The organism is Variovorax sp. PBS-H4 (genome assembly GCF_901827205.1).
Taxonomy (GTDB): Bacteria; Pseudomonadota; Gammaproteobacteria; order Burkholderiales; family Burkholderiaceae_C; genus Variovorax.
This window is the reverse complement of the sequence record NZ_LR594675.1, coordinates 932,035-949,280: the sequence shown is the minus strand read 5'-3', so window position 1 is coordinate 949,280 and position 17,246 is coordinate 932,035. Positions and strand designations below refer to the sequence as shown.

At 68.5% G+C, this 17,246-nt stretch carries 17 protein-coding genes and 1 other RNA gene; 12 read left to right on the top strand and 6 right to left on the bottom strand.

Going from position 1 to position 17,246, the window contains the following annotated elements; translation table 11 throughout:
- Window positions 1–85 precede the first annotated feature (85 nt).
- Entirely contained in the window at window positions 86–1,747 is a 1,662-nt protein-coding gene (locus tag E5CHR_RS04525; protein WP_162578573.1) for an MBL fold metallo-hydrolase, read from the top strand.
- Window positions 1,744–2,451 (top strand): RNA pseudouridine synthase, encoded by a 708-nt coding sequence (locus E5CHR_RS04520; protein ID WP_162578572.1) that lies wholly within the window; start codon window positions 1,744–1,746, stop codon window positions 2,449–2,451. Before E5CHR_RS04525 ends, E5CHR_RS04520 begins: the two co-directional genes overlap by 4 nt.
- A gap of 100 nt (window positions 2,452–2,551) precedes the next feature.
- Here the strand turns inward: E5CHR_RS04520 and rnpB are convergent.
- An RNA gene (rnpB, locus tag E5CHR_RS04515) (RNase P RNA component class A) lies at window positions 2,552–2,911 on the bottom strand.
- Between the two features lie 157 nt (window positions 2,912–3,068).
- Between rnpB and E5CHR_RS04510 the strand changes: the two genes are divergently transcribed.
- A complete protein-coding gene (locus E5CHR_RS04510; RefSeq protein WP_162583565.1) occupies window positions 3,069–4,703 on the top strand; it encodes an NAD(P)/FAD-dependent oxidoreductase in 1,635 nt (544 codons plus the stop codon).
- 47 nt (window positions 4,704–4,750) lie between these two features.
- Here the strand turns inward: E5CHR_RS04510 and htpX are convergent, their stop codons facing one another.
- Both htpX and E5CHR_RS04500 read right to left on the bottom strand, forming a co-directional pair.
- Complete coding sequence (gene htpX / locus E5CHR_RS04505; RefSeq protein ID WP_162578571.1) at window positions 4,751–5,629, bottom strand: protease HtpX; 879 nt, start codon at window positions 5,627–5,629, stop codon at window positions 4,751–4,753.
- A gap of 179 nt (window positions 5,630–5,808) precedes the next feature.
- Window positions 5,809–6,609 (bottom strand): IclR family transcriptional regulator domain-containing protein, encoded by an 801-nt coding sequence (locus tag E5CHR_RS04500; RefSeq protein ID WP_162578570.1) that lies wholly within the window; start codon window positions 6,607–6,609, stop codon window positions 5,809–5,811.
- Between the two features lie 86 nt (window positions 6,610–6,695).
- On the opposite strand from E5CHR_RS04500, the gene E5CHR_RS04495 reads away from it, so the two are divergent.
- Genes E5CHR_RS04495 through E5CHR_RS04475 form a run of 5 tightly spaced genes read left to right on the top strand, consistent with a single transcriptional unit; the run spans window position 6,696 to window position 11,489 of the window.
- Entirely contained in the window at window positions 6,696–7,664 is a 969-nt protein-coding gene (locus tag E5CHR_RS04495) for a Bug family tripartite tricarboxylate transporter substrate binding protein (RefSeq protein WP_162578569.1), read from the top strand.
- A 33-nt stretch (window positions 7,665–7,697) separates the two neighbouring features.
- A complete protein-coding gene (locus E5CHR_RS04490) occupies window positions 7,698–8,939 on the top strand; it encodes an aromatic ring-hydroxylating dioxygenase subunit alpha (RefSeq protein WP_162578568.1) in 1,242 nt (413 codons plus the stop codon).
- A 17-nt stretch (window positions 8,940–8,956) separates the two neighbouring features.
- Entirely contained in the window at window positions 8,957–9,421 is a 465-nt protein-coding gene (locus E5CHR_RS04485) for an aromatic-ring-hydroxylating dioxygenase subunit beta (protein ID WP_162578567.1), read from the top strand.
- A complete protein-coding gene (locus E5CHR_RS04480; RefSeq protein WP_162578566.1) occupies window positions 9,418–10,395 on the top strand; it encodes a PdxA family dehydrogenase in 978 nt (325 codons plus the stop codon). The genes E5CHR_RS04485 and E5CHR_RS04480 overlap by 4 nt, the downstream gene beginning before the upstream one ends.
- Complete coding sequence (locus E5CHR_RS04475) at window positions 10,392–11,489, top strand: 2Fe-2S iron-sulfur cluster-binding protein (RefSeq protein WP_232061951.1); 1,098 nt, start codon at window positions 10,392–10,394, stop codon at window positions 11,487–11,489. Before E5CHR_RS04480 ends, E5CHR_RS04475 begins: the two co-directional genes overlap by 4 nt.
- Here E5CHR_RS04475 and E5CHR_RS04470 read toward each other — a convergent pair.
- From E5CHR_RS04470 to pyrC, 3 genes are all read right to left on the bottom strand, one after another.
- Window positions 11,461–12,156, bottom strand: coding sequence for a DUF3025 domain-containing protein (locus E5CHR_RS04470; RefSeq protein ID WP_162583563.1), 696 nt, complete (start codon window positions 12,154–12,156; stop codon window positions 11,461–11,463). The genes E5CHR_RS04475 and E5CHR_RS04470 overlap by 29 nt on opposite strands.
- 124 nt (window positions 12,157–12,280) lie before the next feature.
- Window positions 12,281–12,997: an NYN domain-containing protein gene (locus E5CHR_RS04465; RefSeq protein WP_162578565.1), complete on the bottom strand. Its 717-nt coding sequence runs from the start codon at window positions 12,995–12,997 to the stop codon at window positions 12,281–12,283.
- Window positions 12,994–14,034, bottom strand: a complete 1,041-nt coding sequence (gene pyrC / locus E5CHR_RS04460; protein WP_162578564.1) for a dihydroorotase — start codon at window positions 14,032–14,034, stop codon at window positions 12,994–12,996. Before pyrC ends, E5CHR_RS04465 begins: the two co-directional genes overlap by 4 nt.
- Before the next feature lie 156 nt (window positions 14,035–14,190).
- On the opposite strand from pyrC, the gene E5CHR_RS04455 reads away from it, so the two are divergent.
- From E5CHR_RS04455 to E5CHR_RS04440, 4 genes are all read left to right on the top strand, one after another.
- A complete protein-coding gene (locus tag E5CHR_RS04455; RefSeq protein ID WP_162578563.1) occupies window positions 14,191–14,628 on the top strand; it encodes a JAB domain-containing protein in 438 nt (145 codons plus the stop codon).
- Between the two features lie 222 nt (window positions 14,629–14,850).
- On the top strand, window positions 14,851–15,180 hold the full coding sequence (locus E5CHR_RS04450) for a hypothetical protein (RefSeq protein WP_162578562.1): 330 nt from the start codon (window positions 14,851–14,853) through the stop codon (window positions 15,178–15,180).
- Window positions 15,181–15,196: 16 nt separating this feature from the next.
- Complete coding sequence (locus tag E5CHR_RS04445) at window positions 15,197–16,096, top strand: LysR substrate-binding domain-containing protein (RefSeq protein ID WP_162578561.1); 900 nt, start codon at window positions 15,197–15,199, stop codon at window positions 16,094–16,096.
- A gap of 133 nt (window positions 16,097–16,229) precedes the next feature.
- A complete protein-coding gene (locus E5CHR_RS04440; RefSeq protein WP_162578560.1) occupies window positions 16,230–17,240 on the top strand; it encodes a Bug family tripartite tricarboxylate transporter substrate binding protein in 1,011 nt (336 codons plus the stop codon).
- Window positions 17,241–17,246: the final 6 nt, after the last annotated feature.

Below are 17,246 nucleotides of genomic sequence, written 5' to 3'. Positions count from 1 at the left end.
GCGGCACTCATTCACGATGGCATCGAAGCTTATGCAGCAACCATGCCGATGCAGCCCCCGGCCAGCCTCTCGATAATGACGGCCCATGGCACGCCCCACCCAACAACTCCATTCCGCGCGCGAGCCGGCCGCCGTGCTGCCCGCCGCCACCGTCCTGCTCCTGCGCGACACGCCCGAAGGCGTCGAGGTGCTGATGACGCGGCGCTCCGCCAGCGCCAGCTTCGCGCCCGGGGCCTATGTGTTTCCCGGCGGCCGCATCGAGGCAGCCGATGCCGCGGCCGGCGCCATAGCGACGCGCCGGCGTGCACAGGTCGATCTGCAGCTCACCCAATCCGTCGCCGCAGTGCGCGAATGCTTCGAGGAGCTCGGCGTGCTGCTCGCCCGGCATCCGGATGGCCGCCCCGTGGATCCCGGCGTTGTCACGGCCATGGACCGCAGCACCACCTCCGCCGTGGCGCTGGCGGAACAATGCGCGGCGCGCGGCCTGCTGCTTGCCACCGACCAGGTCTATACGCTGGCCCACTGGATCACCGACCGCGACCTGCCCAAGCGCTTCGACGTGCCCTTCCTGGTCGCGCGCATGCCCGAGGGCCAAACGCCGGTCGCCGACGAGGCCGAGCAGTTCGAGCCCTGCTGGGTGCGCCCGGCCGACGCGCTGGCGCGGCACCAGGCGGGCGGCTTCTTGATGATCTTTCCGACGCTGCGCACGCTGGAGCGGCTTGCGTCCTATCCGACGGTCGACGCGGTGCTCGACGCCTGCGCGAACCGGCCGGGCGGCGAGGGCCCGCTGTGGACCAGCTGCCCGCGCGCCGGCCTGCTGCGCGGCAAGGAAGCGCGCTACATGGAGCACGAGTCGCCCTACGGGGAGCTGGCGCTGGTCTGTCCTGACGGCCAGATCGTGCATGAGCTCGGCTGGCAGAACGAGACGCCGGTGGCGCTGCTGAAGAACCTGCAGCGCCTGACCGCACCCAACCCCGGCGCCATGACCGGCCCCGGCACCAACAGCTACATCGTGGGCGACGCGGCCACGGGCTACATCGTGATCGACCCCGGCCCGAACGACCCGGCGCATCTCGGGCGGCTGCGGCGCGCCACCGGCGGCGACATCCGCCTGATCGTCTGCACCCATTCGCATGCCGACCACGCCCCGGGCGCGGCGCCGCTGCAGGCACTGTGCACGCCGGCGAAGCCGCCCATCCTCGGCCTGCCTTCGGCGCCGACCGCGCGCCCGGCCTCGCACTTCGTGCCCGAGCGGGTGCTGCAGGACGGCGAGCGGCTGGTGCTGCAGGACGGCCAGGGCACGACGCACACGCTGCGCGCCGTGCACACGCCCGGCCACGCGGCCAACCACCTGTGCCTGGTGCTGGAGGAAGACGGCCTGCTCTTCTCCGGGGACCATGTGCTCAACGGCAGCACCACAGTGGTCGACCCGCCCGACGGCGACATGAATGCCTACCTCGATTCGCTCGATCGGCTCGACGCCCTCTGTGCGGAGGGCGACATCCGCTTCATCGTGCCGGCGCACGGCCACGTGCTGGGCGAGGCGCGTGCCGCCATCGCCCACCTGAAGGCGCATCGCCTGAAGCGCGAGGCCAGGATCGCCGCCGCCATGGAGCGCCTGCCGCAAGGCTCGCCCGAGGACTGGCTGCCGCTCGCCTACGACGACGTGCCGCAGCGCCTGTGGCCGGTCGCCGCGCGCTCGCTGGCCGCCCACGTGGAGCGCATCCGGCAGCGCGCGCCACGATGACTGACACCGACGAAGGCATCCGCCTGGCCAAGCGGGTGGCCGCGATGGCCGGCTGCTCGCGGCGGGAGGCCGAGCTCTTGATCGAGAACGGCGCGGTGCGCGTCGACGGCGCGCCGGCGCTGCTGCCGCAATCGCGCGTGCAGCCGAGTCAGCAGGTCGAGATCGAGGCCGGCGCGCGGCCGGCGCCGGTGGTGCCGGTCACGCTGCTGCTGCACAAGCCCGCCGGCACCGCGACGGAGCAGGCGCACCGCTTGCTCGTGCCCGCGAACCATCAAGCGCCCGAGCGCGCGGGCCTGCGCTTTCTGCCGCGCCACGTGGCGGCGCAGCGTTGCATGACGCCGCTGGAAACCGGGGCCAACGGGCTGGTCGTCTTCACCCAGGAATGGCGCATCGAGCGCAAGCTGCAGGAAGACGCGGCAGTGCTGGAGCACGAGGTCATCGTCGACGTGGCCGGCCCGGTGGGGCCCGAGCAGCTGGCGCGGCTGAACCAGGCGCCGGCACGCGTCAGCGTCAGCCAGCAGGCCGAAGGGCACACCGGGCTGCGCTTTGCCGTGAAGGGCCTTCGGCCGGGCCAGATCGCGCACGAGTGCCAGGCCGTCGGCCTTCAGATCCTGGGCATGCGGCGCCTGCGCATCGGCCGCGTGGCACTGTCGGGGCTGCTGGCCGGCCAGTGGCGCTACCTGCTGCCGAACGAGCGCTTCTGACTTCCGGCCCCCACGGCAAGCGCGCGATCGCAGTGAACGCCCATCGGCTGCGCGTGGGGACCATGAAGCCGGAACTGCGGCCGCCGAGCGGCAAAAAAAAGTGTGAAGCGCGCCTGTAAGCCGGATTCTGTGCGTCGAGGTTTCCCCCGACGTAACCGCCATTACTCTGGGCCGTCTGTCGCCAGACGGCTCGGTGCCACCTACCCGCCAGCTCTCCCTGCGGAACCACAAGGTGGAGAGTCGCGGCGAACCGCGCCACTCCCGGCTGGCCTACTTGGTGTTGCTGCGCGCAGAGATTGCCCGTTTCACCCGGCCGGGTTGCCCCGGCCGACTCGTCTCTGTTGCTCTGATCCTCACCTCGCGGTGGAGAGTCGTTAACTCCTGCGCTGTCCTGTGCAGTCCGGACTTTCCTCCAGTGCGCCCTTTCGGGACTTGCACCAGCGGCGGTCCGGCGCGCTTCACGGCCGCAATTATGTCGCCTGCAGGCACGGCTGCCCCGCTGGCAGCTCGGAATGGCCGCTCGCGCGGTCACCCTGCCAACGCAACAGGTGAGCGCCCGCTGCGACAATGGCAATCCCCCACAGCGCCACCTGCCCGATCACCACGGGCCGCCCGCCATGATCCGCGTCTCCGAACTCAAGCTCCCCCTCGACCATGCGCCCGAGGCACTGCCCGCGCTGGTCGCATCCACGCTGGGCATCGCGCCCGGCGACATCGCTTCGCACACGGTCTACAAGCGCAGCTTCGATGCGCGCAAGGCCGAGCTGCTCACCGTGTACATCGTCGACGTCGCGTTGCCCGATGCGCAGGCCGAAGCCGCGGTGCTGGCCAGGCACGCCGGACGCTCGCATGTGCAGCCCGCGCCCGACATGGCCTACCGCCCGCCCGTGCAGGCGCCCCAGGACGCGCCGCGACCCGTCGTCGTGGGCTTTGGTCCCTGCGGGATCTTCTGCGCGCTGATGCTGGCGCAAATGGGTTTCAGGCCCATCGTGCTGGAGCGTGGCAAGACCGTGCGCCAGCGCACCAGGGACACCTGGGGCCTGTGGCGCAAGAGCACGCTGAACCCGGAGTCGAACGTGCAGTTCGGCGAAGGCGGTGCCGGCACCTTCTCGGACGGCAAGCTCTACAGCCAGATCAAGGACCCGCGCTTCCTCGGCCGCAAGGTGATGGAGGAGTTCGTCAAGGCCGGCGCGCCGCCGGAGATCCTCTACGTCGCCCATCCACACATCGGCACCTTCAAGCTGGTGAAGGTGGTGGAGAACATCCGCGAGCAGATCGTCGCGTTGGGCGGCGAGATCCGCTTCGAGCAGCGCGTGACCGATGTGCTTGTTGAAGACGGGCAACTGCGCGGCCTGACCGTGCTCGACCAACGCACCGGCACGAGCAGCGAACTGCGCGCCGACCATGTGGTGATGGCGCTGGGCCACAGCTCGCGCGACACCTTCGAGATGCTGCACGAGCGCGGGGTGCACATCGAAGCCAAGCCCTTTTCCATCGGCTTTCGCGTGGAGCACCCGCAAGGCCTGATCGACCGCGCGCGCTGGGGCCGGCATGCCGGTCACCCGCTCCTGGGCGCGGCCGACTACAAGCTGGTGCACCACGCGAGCAACGGCCGCTCGGTCTACAGCTTCTGCATGTGCCCGGGCGGCACCGTCGTCGCGGCCACCAGCGAGCCCGGGCGCGTGGTCACCAACGGCATGAGCCAGTATTCGCGCAACGAGCGCAACGCCAACGCGGGCATCGTGGTGGGCATCGATCCGCGCGACTATCCGGGCTGGGAGGATGGCCGCACCGGCTCGCCGCTGTCGGGCATCGCGCTGCAGCGGGCGCTCGAGTCCAGCGCCTTCGTGCTCGGTGGCGGCGACTACCGCGCGCCGGGCCAGCTGGTCGGCGACTTCGTTGCCGGCAAGCCTTCCAGCGCGCTCGGCAGCGTCGAGCCCTCGTACAAGCCGGGCGTGACGCCGTGCGACCTGCGCGCCGCGCTGCCGGCCTATGCCATCGAGGCCATGCGCGAGGCCTTCCCCGCGTTCGGCCGCAAGATCAAGGGCTTCGACCTGCACGACGCGGTGCTGACGGGCGTCGAGACGCGCACCTCCTCGCCGATCAGGATCACGCGCGGCGAGGATCTCCAGAGCCTCAACGTGCGCGGGCTCTACCCGGCGGGCGAAGGCGCGAGCTATGCGGGCGGCATTTTGTCGGCGGGAGTGGACGGCATCAAGGTCGCGGAAGCCGTGGCGCGCGCCATCGCGTAGCCATGAAAAAGCCGCCTGAACGGCGGCTTCTTCGATCCCGACACGATTCAGGCCTGCGCGCTGTTCTGCAGCGCGGCGATGCGCTCCTCGATCGGTGGGTGCGTCGCGAACAGCTTGCCGATGCTGCCCGTGATGCCCATCGTTTCCACCGCCTTCGGCAGCTCGCCGGCCGGCAGGCCGCCCAGGCGGGCGAGCGCATTCATCATCGGCTGCTTGCGGCCCATCAGCTGGGCCGCACCGGCGTCCGCACGGAACTCGCGATGCCGCGAGAACCAGGCCACCACGATCGCAGCCGCGAAGCCCAGCACGATGTCGAGCACCAGCGTAGTGACCATGTAGCCGATGCCGGGGCCCGAGTTGTTGTCGCTGCCACGGCGCAGGAAGCCGTCGACCGCATAGCCGATCACGCGGGAGAGGAACACGACGAAGGTGTTCATCACGCCCTGGATCAGGGTCATGGTCACCATGTCGCCATTGGCCACATGCGCCACCTCGTGGCCGATCACGGCCTCGACCTCCTCGCGCGTCATGTTGGCGAGCAGGCCGGTGGAGACCGCCACCAGCGAGGAATTCTTGAAGGCGCCGGTGGCAAAGGCGTTGGGCTCGCCCTCGAAGATGCCGACCTCGGGCATGCCGATGCCGGCCTTGTCGGCGAACTTGCGAACGGTCTGCACAATCCAGGCCTCGTCGGGCGACTGCGGGTCGTTGATGATGCGCACACCCGCGGTCCACTTTGCCATGGGCTTGCTGATCAGCAGCGAGATGATCGCGCCGCCGAAGCCCATCACCAGCGCGAAGCCCAGCAGCGCCGTCAGGTTGAGACCGTTGGCGGTGAGATAACGATTGACGCCGAGCAGGCTGGCCACGATGCCCAGCACTGCGACGACCATGACGTTGGTCAGGACGAACAGAAGGATGCGTTTCAAGCTGAATTCTCCGTGGGTTCAGGCGACGCGCTCGCCGTGGCGAAAAGATGAGGCCCCGCAATGCGGTTTCAAGCGCGGCGGCGCAGGCGGATCGTTGTCTTGGTTGTGGGCGCCGCGGCACGGGGGCATCGATCGATCATAGGAGCAAAAGTTCGCGGCCCCTGAACACGCCACTACGCTTATTCGGGATAAAGCCGTCCGGCCAGCGTCACGCTGGCCTTGCGCAGCGCCGGCAGGAAAGCATCGCGGAACTCGACGAAGCTCATGCGTTCCGTGCGCACCGCGATGCTCATCGCAGCCACCATCGCGCCGCTGCGGTCGTGCACCGGCACGGCCATGGAGCGCACGCCGAGCTCGAGTTCGCCGTCGTTGCCCGCGTAGCCCTCTTCGCGGCAGCGCGCGAGCAGCGCCAGTACCGGCCTCAGCTCGTACACGGTGCGTGCGGTGAGCGGCTGCCGCGGCATCGCGCGCACGCGCCGCTCGGCCTCGGCCGGCGGCAGGCTGGCGAGCAGCACGCGCCCGAGCGCCGAGCAATAGGCCGGCAGCCGCGAGCCAATGCCCAGGCCCGTGCTGAGGCTGCGCCGCGCCGTGGAGCGGGCAATGATGATCGCGTGGTCGCCCAGCAGCTTGCCGAGCGAGGCCGATTCGCGCGTGCGCTCCGACAGCGCGTCGAGCAGCGGCTGCGCCAGCGAAGGCGTGGCCCGCGAGGCGAGATACGCGTGCGCCACCAGCAGGGCCTTGGGCAACATCCAGAAGCGCTTGCCGTCGCTGTCGAGATAGCCCAGCGCCTGCAGGGTCAGTAGCGAACGCCGTGCCGAGGCGGGCGAGCAGCCGGTCAGGCGCCCCACTTCCGACACGGTGAGGCGGCTGTGCTGGCGGCCGAAGCAGGTCAGCACGTCCAGGCCCTTCTGCAGCGAGGCGACGAAATTCTTGCCTTCGCTGACGGCAGCTGCTGGAGCTTCGGCGGGTTTCTTGCGCATAGCGCAAATCTAGCTTGTCCGCGATCGCCATGGGCGGGACACTTCCTCCAGCCCGATGAATGTCCAGCCACGGAGACAAGACACCCATGCTGAAAACCTTTGCACGGCGCGCAAGCGCCGCCTGCCTGGCCGGCGCCTGCCTGCTCGGCACTGCCACCGCCCAAGGGCCCCAGGCGCTGAAACTCGTGGTGCCCTACCCCGCCGGCGGCACCGCTGACATCCTGCCTCGCGTGGTCGCCGAGAAGCTGCGCCCGCAGTTTCCCGGCGGCGTGCTGATCGACAACCGCACCGGCGCGGGCGGCAACATCGGCGCCGAGATGGTGTTCCGCTCCGAGCCCGACGGCAACACCTTGATGGCCTCGCCACCGGCGCCGATCGCGATCAACCAGCACCTCTACAAGAAGCTCTCCTTCGACCCGTCCAAGTGGGTGCCCGTCACGGTGCTCGCGACGGTGCCCAACGTGCTGGTGGTGAACCCCAAGCTGCCGGTGAAGAACGTGCAGGAATTCATCGCCTACGCCAAGGCCCACCCCGGCAAGCTGAGCTACGGATCGCAGGGCAACGGCACCACCTCGCACCTGACCGCCAGCATGTTCATGCAATTGACGGGCGTCGAGATGGTCCACATCCCCTACAAGGGCACGGCTCCGGCGCTGGTGGACCTGGTGGGCGGCCAGATCGACGTGTTCTTCGACAACCTCAGTTCCTCGCTGCCCTTCCACCAGGCCGGCAAGCTGCGCATCCTCGGCGTGGCGGACGGGCAGCGCTCGCCTGCCCTGCCCGACGTGCCCACCTTCGCCGAGCAGAAGCTGCCTGCCATGAACGCCGTGACCTGGTTCGCGGTGGTAGCGCCGCCCGGTACGCCGGCGTCCAAGGTCGCCTCGACGCAGAAGGCCATCGCCGACGCGCTGGCACAGCCGGAGGTCAAGCAGAAGTTCGCCGAGCAAGGCGCCGAGCCGCGTGGCTGGGACAGTGCCCAGACCGGCAAGTTCATCCAGGCCGAGTCCGCCAAGTGGGAGAAGGTCATCAAGAGCGCGAAGGTCTCGCTCGATTGAATCGAAGTCGAAGTTGAAGTCGAAGTTGCAGCCATGAACGACACCGCATTCCAACCGATCCACTGGGCCGGCCCCGGCCTCACGCGCATCCCTTTCGCGCTCTACAGCGATGCGCAGACCGCGGCCGACGAGCAAGCCCGCATCTTCCGCGGCGAGACCTGGAACTACCTGTGCCTCGAAGCCGAGCTGCCCGACAGCGGCAGTTATCGCAGCACCTTCGCGGGCGAAACGCCGGTGGTGGTGGTGCGCGATGACGACGGCGAGATCTATGCCTTCGAGAACCGCTGCGCCCATCGCGGCGCCCTCATCGCGCTGGAGAAGTCCGGCCGCGCCGAGAACTTCCAGTGCGTCTATCACGCCTGGAGCTACAGCCGCCAGGGCGACCTGACGGGCGTCGCCTTCGAGAAGGGCGTCAAGGGCCAGGGCGGCATGCCGCCCGATTTCTGCAAGGAGGCCCACGGCCCGCGCAAGCTGCGCATCGCCACCTTCTGCGGCCTGGTGTTCGGCAGCTTCAGCGAAGACGTGCCCGGCATCGAGGACTACCTGGGCGAGGAGATCTGCGCGCGCATCGAGCGCGTGCTGCACAAGCCGGTGGAGGTCATCGGCCGCTTCACGCAAGCACTGCCCAACAACTGGAAACTCTACGTGGAGAACGTGAAGGACAGCTACCACGCCAGCCTGCTGCACCTGTTCTTCACCACCTTCGAACTGAACCGCCTCTCGCAGAAGGGTGGCGTGATCGTCGACGAGAGCGGCGGCCATCACGTGAGCTACTCCATGATCGATGCGGCGGCGGAGAAGGACGCCTCGTACAAGGAGCAGGCGCTGCGCTCCGACAACGACCGCTATCGCCTGAAGGACCCGAGCCTGCTGGCCGGCTTCAAGGAATACGAGGACGGCGTGACGCTGCAGATCCTCTCGGTCTTCCCCGGCTTCGTGCTGCAGCAGATCCAGAACTGCCTGGCGGTGCGCCAGGTGCTGCCCAAGGGCGTCGAACGCACCGAACTCAACTGGACCTACCTGGGCTATGCCGACGACACGCCCGAGCAGCGCCGCGTGCGCCTGAAGCAGTCGAACCTGATCGGCCCCGCGGGCTTCATCTCGATGGAGGACGGCGCGGTCGGTGGCTTCGTGCAGCGCGGCATCGCCGGGGCGCGCGACCAGCAAGCGGTGGTCGAGATGGGTGGCGACAGTACCGAGTCAAGCGAGGGGCGCGCTACCGAGGCCTCGGTGCGCGGCTTCTGGAAAGCCTACCGCCGCCACATGGGCGCCTGAGACAAGAGAGACACACCATGATCGACCTGCTGGCGCTGTGCGCCTTCAACGCGGCCTATGCCCACACCATCGACAGCGACGCGCTGGAGCAATGGCCCGACTACTTCACCGAGGACTGCCACTACCGCATCACGCACGTCGAGAACGAGCGCGACGGACTGGCCGCCGGCATTGTCTACGCCGACTCGCGCGCGATGCTGGAAGACCGGATCGCGGCGCTGCGCGAGGCCAACATCTACGAGCGGCAGCGCTACCGGCACCTGCTGGGCATCCCGTTCGTGCAGCAGGCCAGCACCGAAGGCGCCGAGGCGCGCACGCCTTTCGTCGTGGCCCGCATCATGGCGACCGGCCAGACCGAGGTCTTCGCCACGGGGGTCTACCAGGACCGTTTCGTGCAGCAGGACGGCCAGCTCAAGCTGCAATCGCGCGTGGCCGTGTGCGACAGCACGGTGACCGATACGCTGCTGGCGCTGCCGCTGTGAGCCTTGCGACGACGTCCTCACCCCGGCGGCTCGCGCTTGCCGCGGGCGATCCGAACGGCATCGGCCCCGAGATCGCGCTGAAGGCGCTGGCCGCCCTGCCGGTCGATGCGCGCGCGCGCATCACGCTCTTCGGGCCGCCGAGCGTGCTCGAACACACGGCCGCGCAACTTGGGCTCGACGCCTTGCTGGCAGGCCAGACCATGGTCGGCGCGGGCGAACTGCCGGCTGCAGCAGCGCGTCCGGGCCACGTCGAAGCGGCGGCCGGCGCCTCGGCCGTGGCCTCGGCCAGCGCTGCCATCGAGGCCTGCCGGCGCGGCGAGTTCGATGCCGTGGTGGCCTGCCCGCATCACGAAACCGCGATTCACCAGGCGGGCATCGCCTTCAGCGGCTACCCCTCGCTGGTGGCGCGCGTCTGCGGCCAGCCGGAAGACAGCGTGTTCCTGATGCTGGTCGGTGGCGGCCTTCGCATCGTGCATGCGACGCTGCACGAGAGCGTACGGCACGCCCTGTACCGCCTGCGGCCCGAACTCGTCGTCGCCGCGGTCCGCGCGGGCCTTCGCGCCTGCGCGCTGCTGGGCGTGCCGGACCCGTCGATCGGGGTTTTCGGCATCAACCCGCATGCCTCCGAGGGCGGCCTGTTCGGTCCCGAAGACGCCGCACGGGTCGAGCCCGCCGTTCGCGCATTGCGCGCCCAGGGCCTGCGCGTCGACGGCCCGCACGGCGCCGACATGCTGCTCGCACAGCGCAGGCACGACCTGTACGTCGCGATGCTGCACGACCAGGGGCACATCCCCATCAAGCTGCTGGCGCCCAACGCGGCCAGCGCGCTGTCCATCGGCGCCGAGGTGCTGCTTTCCAGCGTGGGCCATGGCAGCGCGATGGACATCGCGGGCCGCGGCATTGCCGATCCCGCTGCGGTGCTGCGCACCATTCATCTTCTGTCGGGCATGCGCCTCGAGGACACCACACCATGAGCCGCACGGCCGCTCCGAAGGCTCATGGCACCGCAGCCGCAGGCGAAGGGACTCCGGTGAGCCATCGCATCGCCATCGCCGGCAGCGAGATCGCCTTCGACTGCGCCGAGAACCAGAGCGTGCTCGACGCTGCGTTGCGCGCCAACATCGAGCTGCCCTATTCCTGCCGCAAAGGCGTGTGCGGCAACTGCGCCGGCGGCATCGCGCAAGGCGAGGTCGCCGGCCTGGAAGGTGCCTCGATCCGCAACGAGAGCTGCACGCCCGAGCAAGTGCTCTACTGCATGTGCACCCCGAAGACCGACCTGCAGATCCAGCCGGCGACCTGGCACCGCATCGACCCGGGCGCGCGCAAGCGCTTCACGGCCAAGGTGTTCCGCAATCAGTTGGCAGCGCCCGACGTGTCCGTGTTGCAGCTGCGCCTGCCGGCCGGGCAGCGCGCCAAGTTCCATGCCGGGCAGTACCTGCAGCTCGCGGTGGGCGACGGCAGCACCCGCTGCTACTCGATGGCCAATGCGCCGCACGAGAGCGACGCGATCACGCTGCACATTCGGCATGTGCCGGGGGGTGCCTTCAGCGTCCGCGTCCCGGACCTGCGGCAGGGAGACCTGCTCGATCTCGAGCTGCCCTTCGGTGCCGTGACGCTGGACGCCCACTCGGCGCGGCCCATCGTCTTCGTGGCCGGCGGGACCGGCTTCGCGCCCATCACGTCCATCCTCGACGACATGGCCAAGCGCCGCGTCGACCGGCCCGTCACGCTGATCTGGGGAGCACGCCGGGCCGAGGGCATCTACCTGCGCTCGGCGGTGGCGAAGTGGCAGAAGCAATGGCCGGCATCCTTCCGCTTCATTGCAGCCTTGAGCGAGGAAGCCGCCGATGCGGCCGAGGATGCCTTTGCAGGCCGCGTGGACCAGGCCTTGCAGGCCCGCTGCCCCGACCTCGCGGGACGGGAGCTCTATTGCTGCGGCTCGCCGGGCATGGTGCAGGCGGTGCGAGAACTGGCAACGCAGCAGCTCGGCCTTGCCGCCGCCGATTTCCACGCGGACGTGTTTGTCGACGGCCCGGCGCTCAGTGCCGCGGACATCGCGCCGGCCTGAAGACTGCTGCGTCGTCGTAGAAGCCCGGGGCTTCGTTGGCCGGCCACCAGCCCGGCACGCCGAGCACGGGCAGCGGCGCGAAAGGCTTGGCAGCGAGGTGCGAACGGTCCAACGCGGCGGCGATGGCGGCATCGTCGATCGCGATCGAACTCACCGTCCCCGGCGCCCACAGCACGTGCGCCGTCAGCGCCTTGCGTGGCGTGGCGAGCTTTTCGAGCAAGGCGTGGCCGAATACGAGCAGCCGCGCTTCGCGCCACAGCGCGCGTTCGCCCACGAAGAGCCGTTGCCAGTCGCGCGCGAGCAGCGCCTGCCACAGCGCCGGCGGTGCATCGAGCACCGCTCCGTTCTCGTCGAACAAGGTCAACGCATCGCGCAACGGACCACGGGTCGCACCGACGCCGGCGCGCGCGATCTCGGCCGCCTGCAGTTCGTTCAGCCGTCGCTTGGCGAGCGGGAAATGCAGCCAGACCAGGCCGTTGAAGAAGTCATGCAGGTTGTTGCGCGTGGGCACCTGCGCCGTCCGGAAGATGAAGGCCTCGTAGGCTTCGCCGGGCGGCGCGCCATCGGCATGCACGAAGCGCAAGGGGCCGGCCGGCAGCGTGATGCCTGGCGCCGCATCGGACAGCACCGCCGCCGCGCCATGGCCCCGCGCCAGCGATGCCGCCATTGCCGCCGCCCGCGGCGCATAGGGCGCGAGCCAGGGCTGGGCGGGGTCGAAGGCCCTTGGCGTACTCACCGGAATACCTTCGCCTTCGGCTGCGGTGCTGTTCGCCTCGCAAGCGACGTGCGGCTCACGTCACGGCAGGGCCGACGTACTGCACCTTGTTCGGCGTCTTCTGCGGCGTCAACGAAAACAGCTCCGGGAATTTCTTGAACAGCTTGGGCGAGCTCGCGCTCTTGCCCAGCAGCTTGGCACCACGCAGGCGCTCCGCGGCGTGGTTGAGCTCGACCCGGTCGCCGCGAAGGAGCTCCGGCACCGCATCGAGGATGCGCAGCACGTCGTCCGGCAGCACGGGCGCCGGCGGCGCGGCCTCCTGGGCCTTGGCGCGTCGCCCGCGGGCGGGTCGCTTGGCCGCGGCGGGCCGGCCCGCGGCCTGGTGCTGCAGATCGATAAAGCTGTCGTAGACCGCCACGGTGTCTTCACCCGTCTTGCCCTGCTGGCCGATGCCGCAGACGCGGCAGCCCTTCTCGCGCAGGCGGATCACCAGCGGGGCGAAGTCCGAATCGGAGGACACCAGCACCACGAGGTCGGGCCGTTCCGTCACCACGAGGTCCATGGCGTCGACCGCGAGTGCGATGTCGGTGCAGTTCTTGCCGGCGGCCAGGTTGACCATCGGCCGCACCGAGAGGCGCTTGAACAGCGCCTGCTGCTTGAGCGCGGTCTCGGCATTGCAATAGGCCCGGCGCACATGGATCGCGCCCTGGTCGGCCAGCGTGCGCTGCACCGCCTGCTCGATCACGTCGGCCGAGACGTTGTCGGCGTCGATCAGCAGCATCACCATGCTCATGCGAGCCTCCAGGCCAGCGTCTCGCCGCCACGCAGCGGCTTGAGCGTGGCCTCGCCATAGGGCAGCGTCTCGGGCACCGTCCAGCTTTCGCGCTTGAGCGTCACGGTGTCGGTGTTGCGCGGCAGGCCGTAGAAGTCGGCGCCATGGAAGCTGGCGAAACCTTCGAGCCAGTCGAGCGCGCCCGCGTTGTCGAAAGCCTCCGCGTAGAGCTCCAGGGCGGTCAGCGCGGTGTAGCAGCCGGCGCACCCCAGCGCGTGCTCTTTGAGATGCGCCGGATGCGGCGCGCTGTCGGTCCCGAGGAAGAAGCGCGGGCTGCCGCTGGTGGCGGCCTCCACCAGCGCGAGTCGATGGGTCTCGCGCTTGAGAACCGGCAGGCAGTAGTAGTGCGGCCGGATGCCGCCGGTAAAAATCGCGTTGCGGTTGTAGAGAAGGTGGTGCGCGGTGATGGTGGCGGCGGTGAAGCGGTCGGCGTCGCGCACGTAGTGGGCCCCCTCTTTCGTGGTCAGGTGCTCGAACACGATCTTGAGTTCGGGGAAATCGCGGCGCAGCGGGATCATCACCCGTTCGATGAAGACCGCCTCGCGGTCGAACAGATCGACCGCAGGGTCGGTCACCTCGCCATGCACCAGCAGCAGCAGGCCATGCTTCTGCATGGCTTCGAGCGTCGGGTAGGTGATGCGGATGTCGGTCACGCCCGCATCGCTGTTGGTGGTCGCGCCGGCAGGGTAGAGCTTGAGGGCGCACACGCCGGCCGCGGCGGCGCGCGGGATCTCCTCGGGGGGCAGCTTGTCGGTGAGGTACAGCGACATGACGGGCTCGAAGTCCAGGCCCTCCGGCACGGCGGCACGGATGCGGTCGCGGTAGGCCTTGGCCTGCTCGGCGGTGGTCACCGGGGGGCGCAGGTTGGGCATGATCAACGCCCGGCCGAACTGGCGTGCCGAATGCGGCACCACCGCTTGCAGGGCGTCGCCGTCGCGTACATGGAGGTGCCAGTCATCGGGGCGGGTGAGGGTGAGGGTCTGGGCGGGGCTGGTCATGGGGCGGATTGTCCCATCGGCCCGAACGGGCGTGCGCGGCGTGAGGTCAGGGCTGGTGGCGCGGCGAGTTGGGTATGCTGCCGAGCCCACTGTCTGAACTGCTGTCCCACCGCCTTCGATTCCGGAACGACCCGAACTGCATTCAAGGGAGAAGAAATGGCGTACCTCAAGGAACTCAAGGTCACCTTCACGAGAAGGCGAGTCGACGATGACCTCCTGAACAAGCCGGTCGAAAGCCCTCGCCAGGTCTACGAGCTGTTCAGGGAGATGCAGGACGAAACCAAGGAGAAGGTGATCGTTCTTCACCTGAACCCTCAACTGGAGGTGCTGTCGTACGAGGTGGCAGCGATCGGCACGGGGCGCGGCGCACTCATCGAACCTGTGGAGATTTTCAGGAACGCGATACTTGCCCGCGCCACGACCATCATCGTGGTCCACAACGATCCGTCCGGCCACTGCCAACCTTCCGCGCCGGACATCGAAACGGCCGAACGCCTGCATGCGCTTGGCGAACTGCACCAGCTGCTTCTGCAGGACTTCATCATCATCGGGGACGGCGAGTTCTACAGTTTCAGTGAGCACTCGCGCTTCTGATTGTTTAACCTGAGCGCATCGTCGCCGCCGGCCGCGGCGATGCACGGCTGGACAGGGGCGCGCTCCAGCTTGAACAATGCGGCGCCGACAGGAGCCTTGCCCTGCAAGGCCAGCCTCCCCCAAACTCCCCCTCCTCATCAATCGGAAAATCGCATGGCAAAGGGATACCGCCTTCTTCGCCATCTCGGGCCCGCATGAGGGAACGCTGGCGAAGGGACACGAATGAATGATCTGAATAGCACGCATGACGCCCAGCTTCGCAGCTGGCTGGCGAGCGCCAACGTCCCAGCGGCCGATTTCGACGACATGAACGCGCTGATGAATACCCCCGGCGAGCAGCGCCAGGCGCTGAGGTCCGCTATCTCGGAAGGACTGCGCGAAGGCAGCAAGCAACGGGATGCCTGGGCACAGGCCCTCTGGCCTCAGTCCTCAATCGAACTGACGGTGCCTTGCCGCATCGGCGATTACACGGACTTTTGCACGAGCGCCCGCCATGCGCGCAGGGTAAGCCAATCGGCATCGGGTTCGGCCGTCGGCACCGTGCTTCCCTAAGGTAGGCGCGACGACGATGGACCTGCGCGACCTCCAGTACTTCGAAGTCATCGCCGAGCTCGAGCACCTCGGCCGTGCCGCCGAGCGGCTGCACCGCACGCAACCCGCGTTGACCAGCTGCGTCCGTCGCCTCGAAGAGGCCTGCGGCGCGGCGCTCTTCGAAAAGACGGGGCGTGGCATCACGCTGACCACGGCCGGTCACGCCTTGCTGAAGTGGGCGCAGCGCACGCGCTTCGATGTCGAGAGCGCGCGCCGCGAGATCGGCGACATCGGACGTGGCCTCAAGGGCACGATCAGCGTGGGCATCGTCCCGACGGCGGCGCAGTTCCTGTTGCCGCCGGCTGCGCGTGAACTGATGGTCGAGGCGCCGGGCATCACCTTGCGCACCACAGTGGGTCTTGGCGACATCCTCACACCGCTTCTGCGCGCCGGGGACATCGACCTGATGGTCGGCACCGAGGGGATCAAGGAACCGGGCTTCACCTCGCAGTTCCTTGCGGAGGATCTGATCGTCGTCGCGGCCAACAGCACGCACGAGATCTTCGGGAAGCGCAAGCCTACGCTCAAGGACCTCCGAGGCTACCGGTGGGTGCTGCAACCGCCCGGGGCGCCCACGCGCGACTGGCTCGACCAGACCTTCGACAGGCACCACCAGCCGCGCCCGATTGTGCAGGTGGAAAGCACGATGCTGCTGATGCTGCCCAGCCTCATCAACGAAACCGGCCTGCTGAGCTTCATCTCGCGCCTGCATCTGCAGGAAGGGCGTTCCGGTGCAGCTTTGCGCGAAGTGCAGATCAAGAACACGACGATGCGCCGCCGCATGGTGGTTACCTACCGTGAGAGCGGTTATGTGTCGCCCGCGGCGCAGCGGCTGATCGGCCTGCTCGCCAAGCACGCAACCACGACGCTGCGTTGATACCCCAAGCCGGATTTATCGATTTCAAGAAATTATTGATTAGACCGCGCTGGTCCCAGCGCGAATACTTGCCTTCCACGAACGCACCGGCCCATCCACATGGCCGGGCAGTTCGCCCAACGGAGACAAGTTCATGCCGATCATTCGCACCCGGCGCGTCGCTTCGCGTCGCCTCTTCATCGCTATCGCCGCTCTCGCGGCCAGCGCGCCTCTCATGGCGCCCATCAGCGCATCGGCGCAGGCCGCCTATCCGTCGCGCCCGATCCGCCTGGTCGTGCCGTTCCCGCCCGGCGGCGGCACGGACATGATCGCCCGCACGGTGGCACAGAAGCTCACCGAAACGTTGAAGTGGACGATCGTCATCGACAACCGTCCAGGAGCGGGCGGCAACCTGGGCGTGGACCAGGTCGCCAAGGCACCGGCCGACGGCTACACACTGGTAATGGGCCAGACCAGCAACCTGGCAATCAACCCAACGCTGTATTCGAAGCTGCCCTACGACCCGCTGAAAGACCTGACGCCAGTCGTGCTGGTGAGCAATTCGCCCATCGTGTTCGCGGTGCCGGAGGCTTCGCCGTACAAGAACTTCGCCGATGTCGTGGCCGCGTCCAAGGCCAAGGCGGGCCAGGTCACGCTGGGCTACTCGGGCAACGGCACGGTGGCCCACCTGTCGAGCGAGATCGCCGAGAAGGCCGCGGGCATCAAGCTGCAGCACGTGCCCTACAAGGGGGCCGCCCAAGCACTGACCGACCTGGTCAGCGGGCAGATCGACATCTACGCCTCGTCGGTGCCGACGCTCCTCGGCCAGATCCGCAACAAGAAGATCCGCGCCCTGGCGGTGACCGGCACCAAGCGCTCGGAGCAGTTGCCCGACACGCCCACGCTGATCGAAGCCGGCTACAAGAACTCCGCCGCCGTCTCGTGGTTCGGCATCCTGGCACCGGCCGGCACGCCCGCGGAGATCGTCCGCACGCTCAATGTCGAGATCAATAAGGTGCTGCAAAACCCCGACTCGGCCGCCAAGCTCAAGTCCGACGGTGGCGACGTGATGGGCGGTACAACGGACGCCTTCGCAGCGCTGCTCAAGGCCGACATTACGCGTTGGGGAAAAATCGTCAAGGAATCGGGCGCGACCATCGACTGACCGCCA

Bases quoted from the DNA above. Each gene is read 5' to 3' on its own strand.
- E5CHR_RS04450 (WP_162578562.1), top strand. From the start codon at position 14,851: ATGAATGATCTGAATAGCACGCATGACGCCCAGCTTCGCAGCTGGCTG.
- E5CHR_RS04455 (WP_162578563.1), top strand. From the start codon at position 14,191: ATGGCGTACCTCAAGGAACTCAAGGTCACCTTCACGAGAAGGCGAGTC.
- E5CHR_RS04520 (WP_162578572.1), top strand. From the start codon at position 1,744: ATGACTGACACCGACGAAGGCATCCGCCTGGCCAAGCGGGTGGCCGCG.
- E5CHR_RS04485 (WP_162578567.1), top strand. From the start codon at position 8,957: ATGATCGACCTGCTGGCGCTGTGCGCCTTCAACGCGGCCTATGCCCAC.
- E5CHR_RS04490 (WP_162578568.1), top strand. From the start codon at position 7,698: ATGAACGACACCGCATTCCAACCGATCCACTGGGCCGGCCCCGGCCTC.
- E5CHR_RS04470 (WP_162583563.1), bottom strand. From the start codon at position 12,156: ATGGCGGCATCGCTGGCGCGGGGCCATGGCGCGGCGGCGGTGCTGTCC.
- pyrC (WP_162578564.1), bottom strand. From the start codon at position 14,034: ATGACCAGCCCCGCCCAGACCCTCACCCTCACCCGCCCCGATGACTGG.
- E5CHR_RS04440 (WP_162578560.1), top strand. From the start codon at position 16,230: ATGCCGATCATTCGCACCCGGCGCGTCGCTTCGCGTCGCCTCTTCATC.
- E5CHR_RS04525 (WP_162578573.1), top strand. From the start codon at position 86: ATGGCACGCCCCACCCAACAACTCCATTCCGCGCGCGAGCCGGCCGCC.
- E5CHR_RS04475 (WP_232061951.1), top strand. From the start codon at position 10,392: ATGAGCCGCACGGCCGCTCCGAAGGCTCATGGCACCGCAGCCGCAGGC.
- E5CHR_RS04445 (WP_162578561.1), top strand. From the start codon at position 15,197: ATGGACCTGCGCGACCTCCAGTACTTCGAAGTCATCGCCGAGCTCGAG.
- E5CHR_RS04500 (WP_162578570.1), bottom strand. From the start codon at position 6,609: ATGCGCAAGAAACCCGCCGAAGCTCCAGCAGCTGCCGTCAGCGAAGGC.
- E5CHR_RS04510 (WP_162583565.1), top strand. From the start codon at position 3,069: ATGATCCGCGTCTCCGAACTCAAGCTCCCCCTCGACCATGCGCCCGAG.
- E5CHR_RS04495 (WP_162578569.1), top strand. From the start codon at position 6,696: ATGCTGAAAACCTTTGCACGGCGCGCAAGCGCCGCCTGCCTGGCCGGC.
- E5CHR_RS04465 (WP_162578565.1), bottom strand. From the start codon at position 12,997: ATGAGCATGGTGATGCTGCTGATCGACGCCGACAACGTCTCGGCCGAC.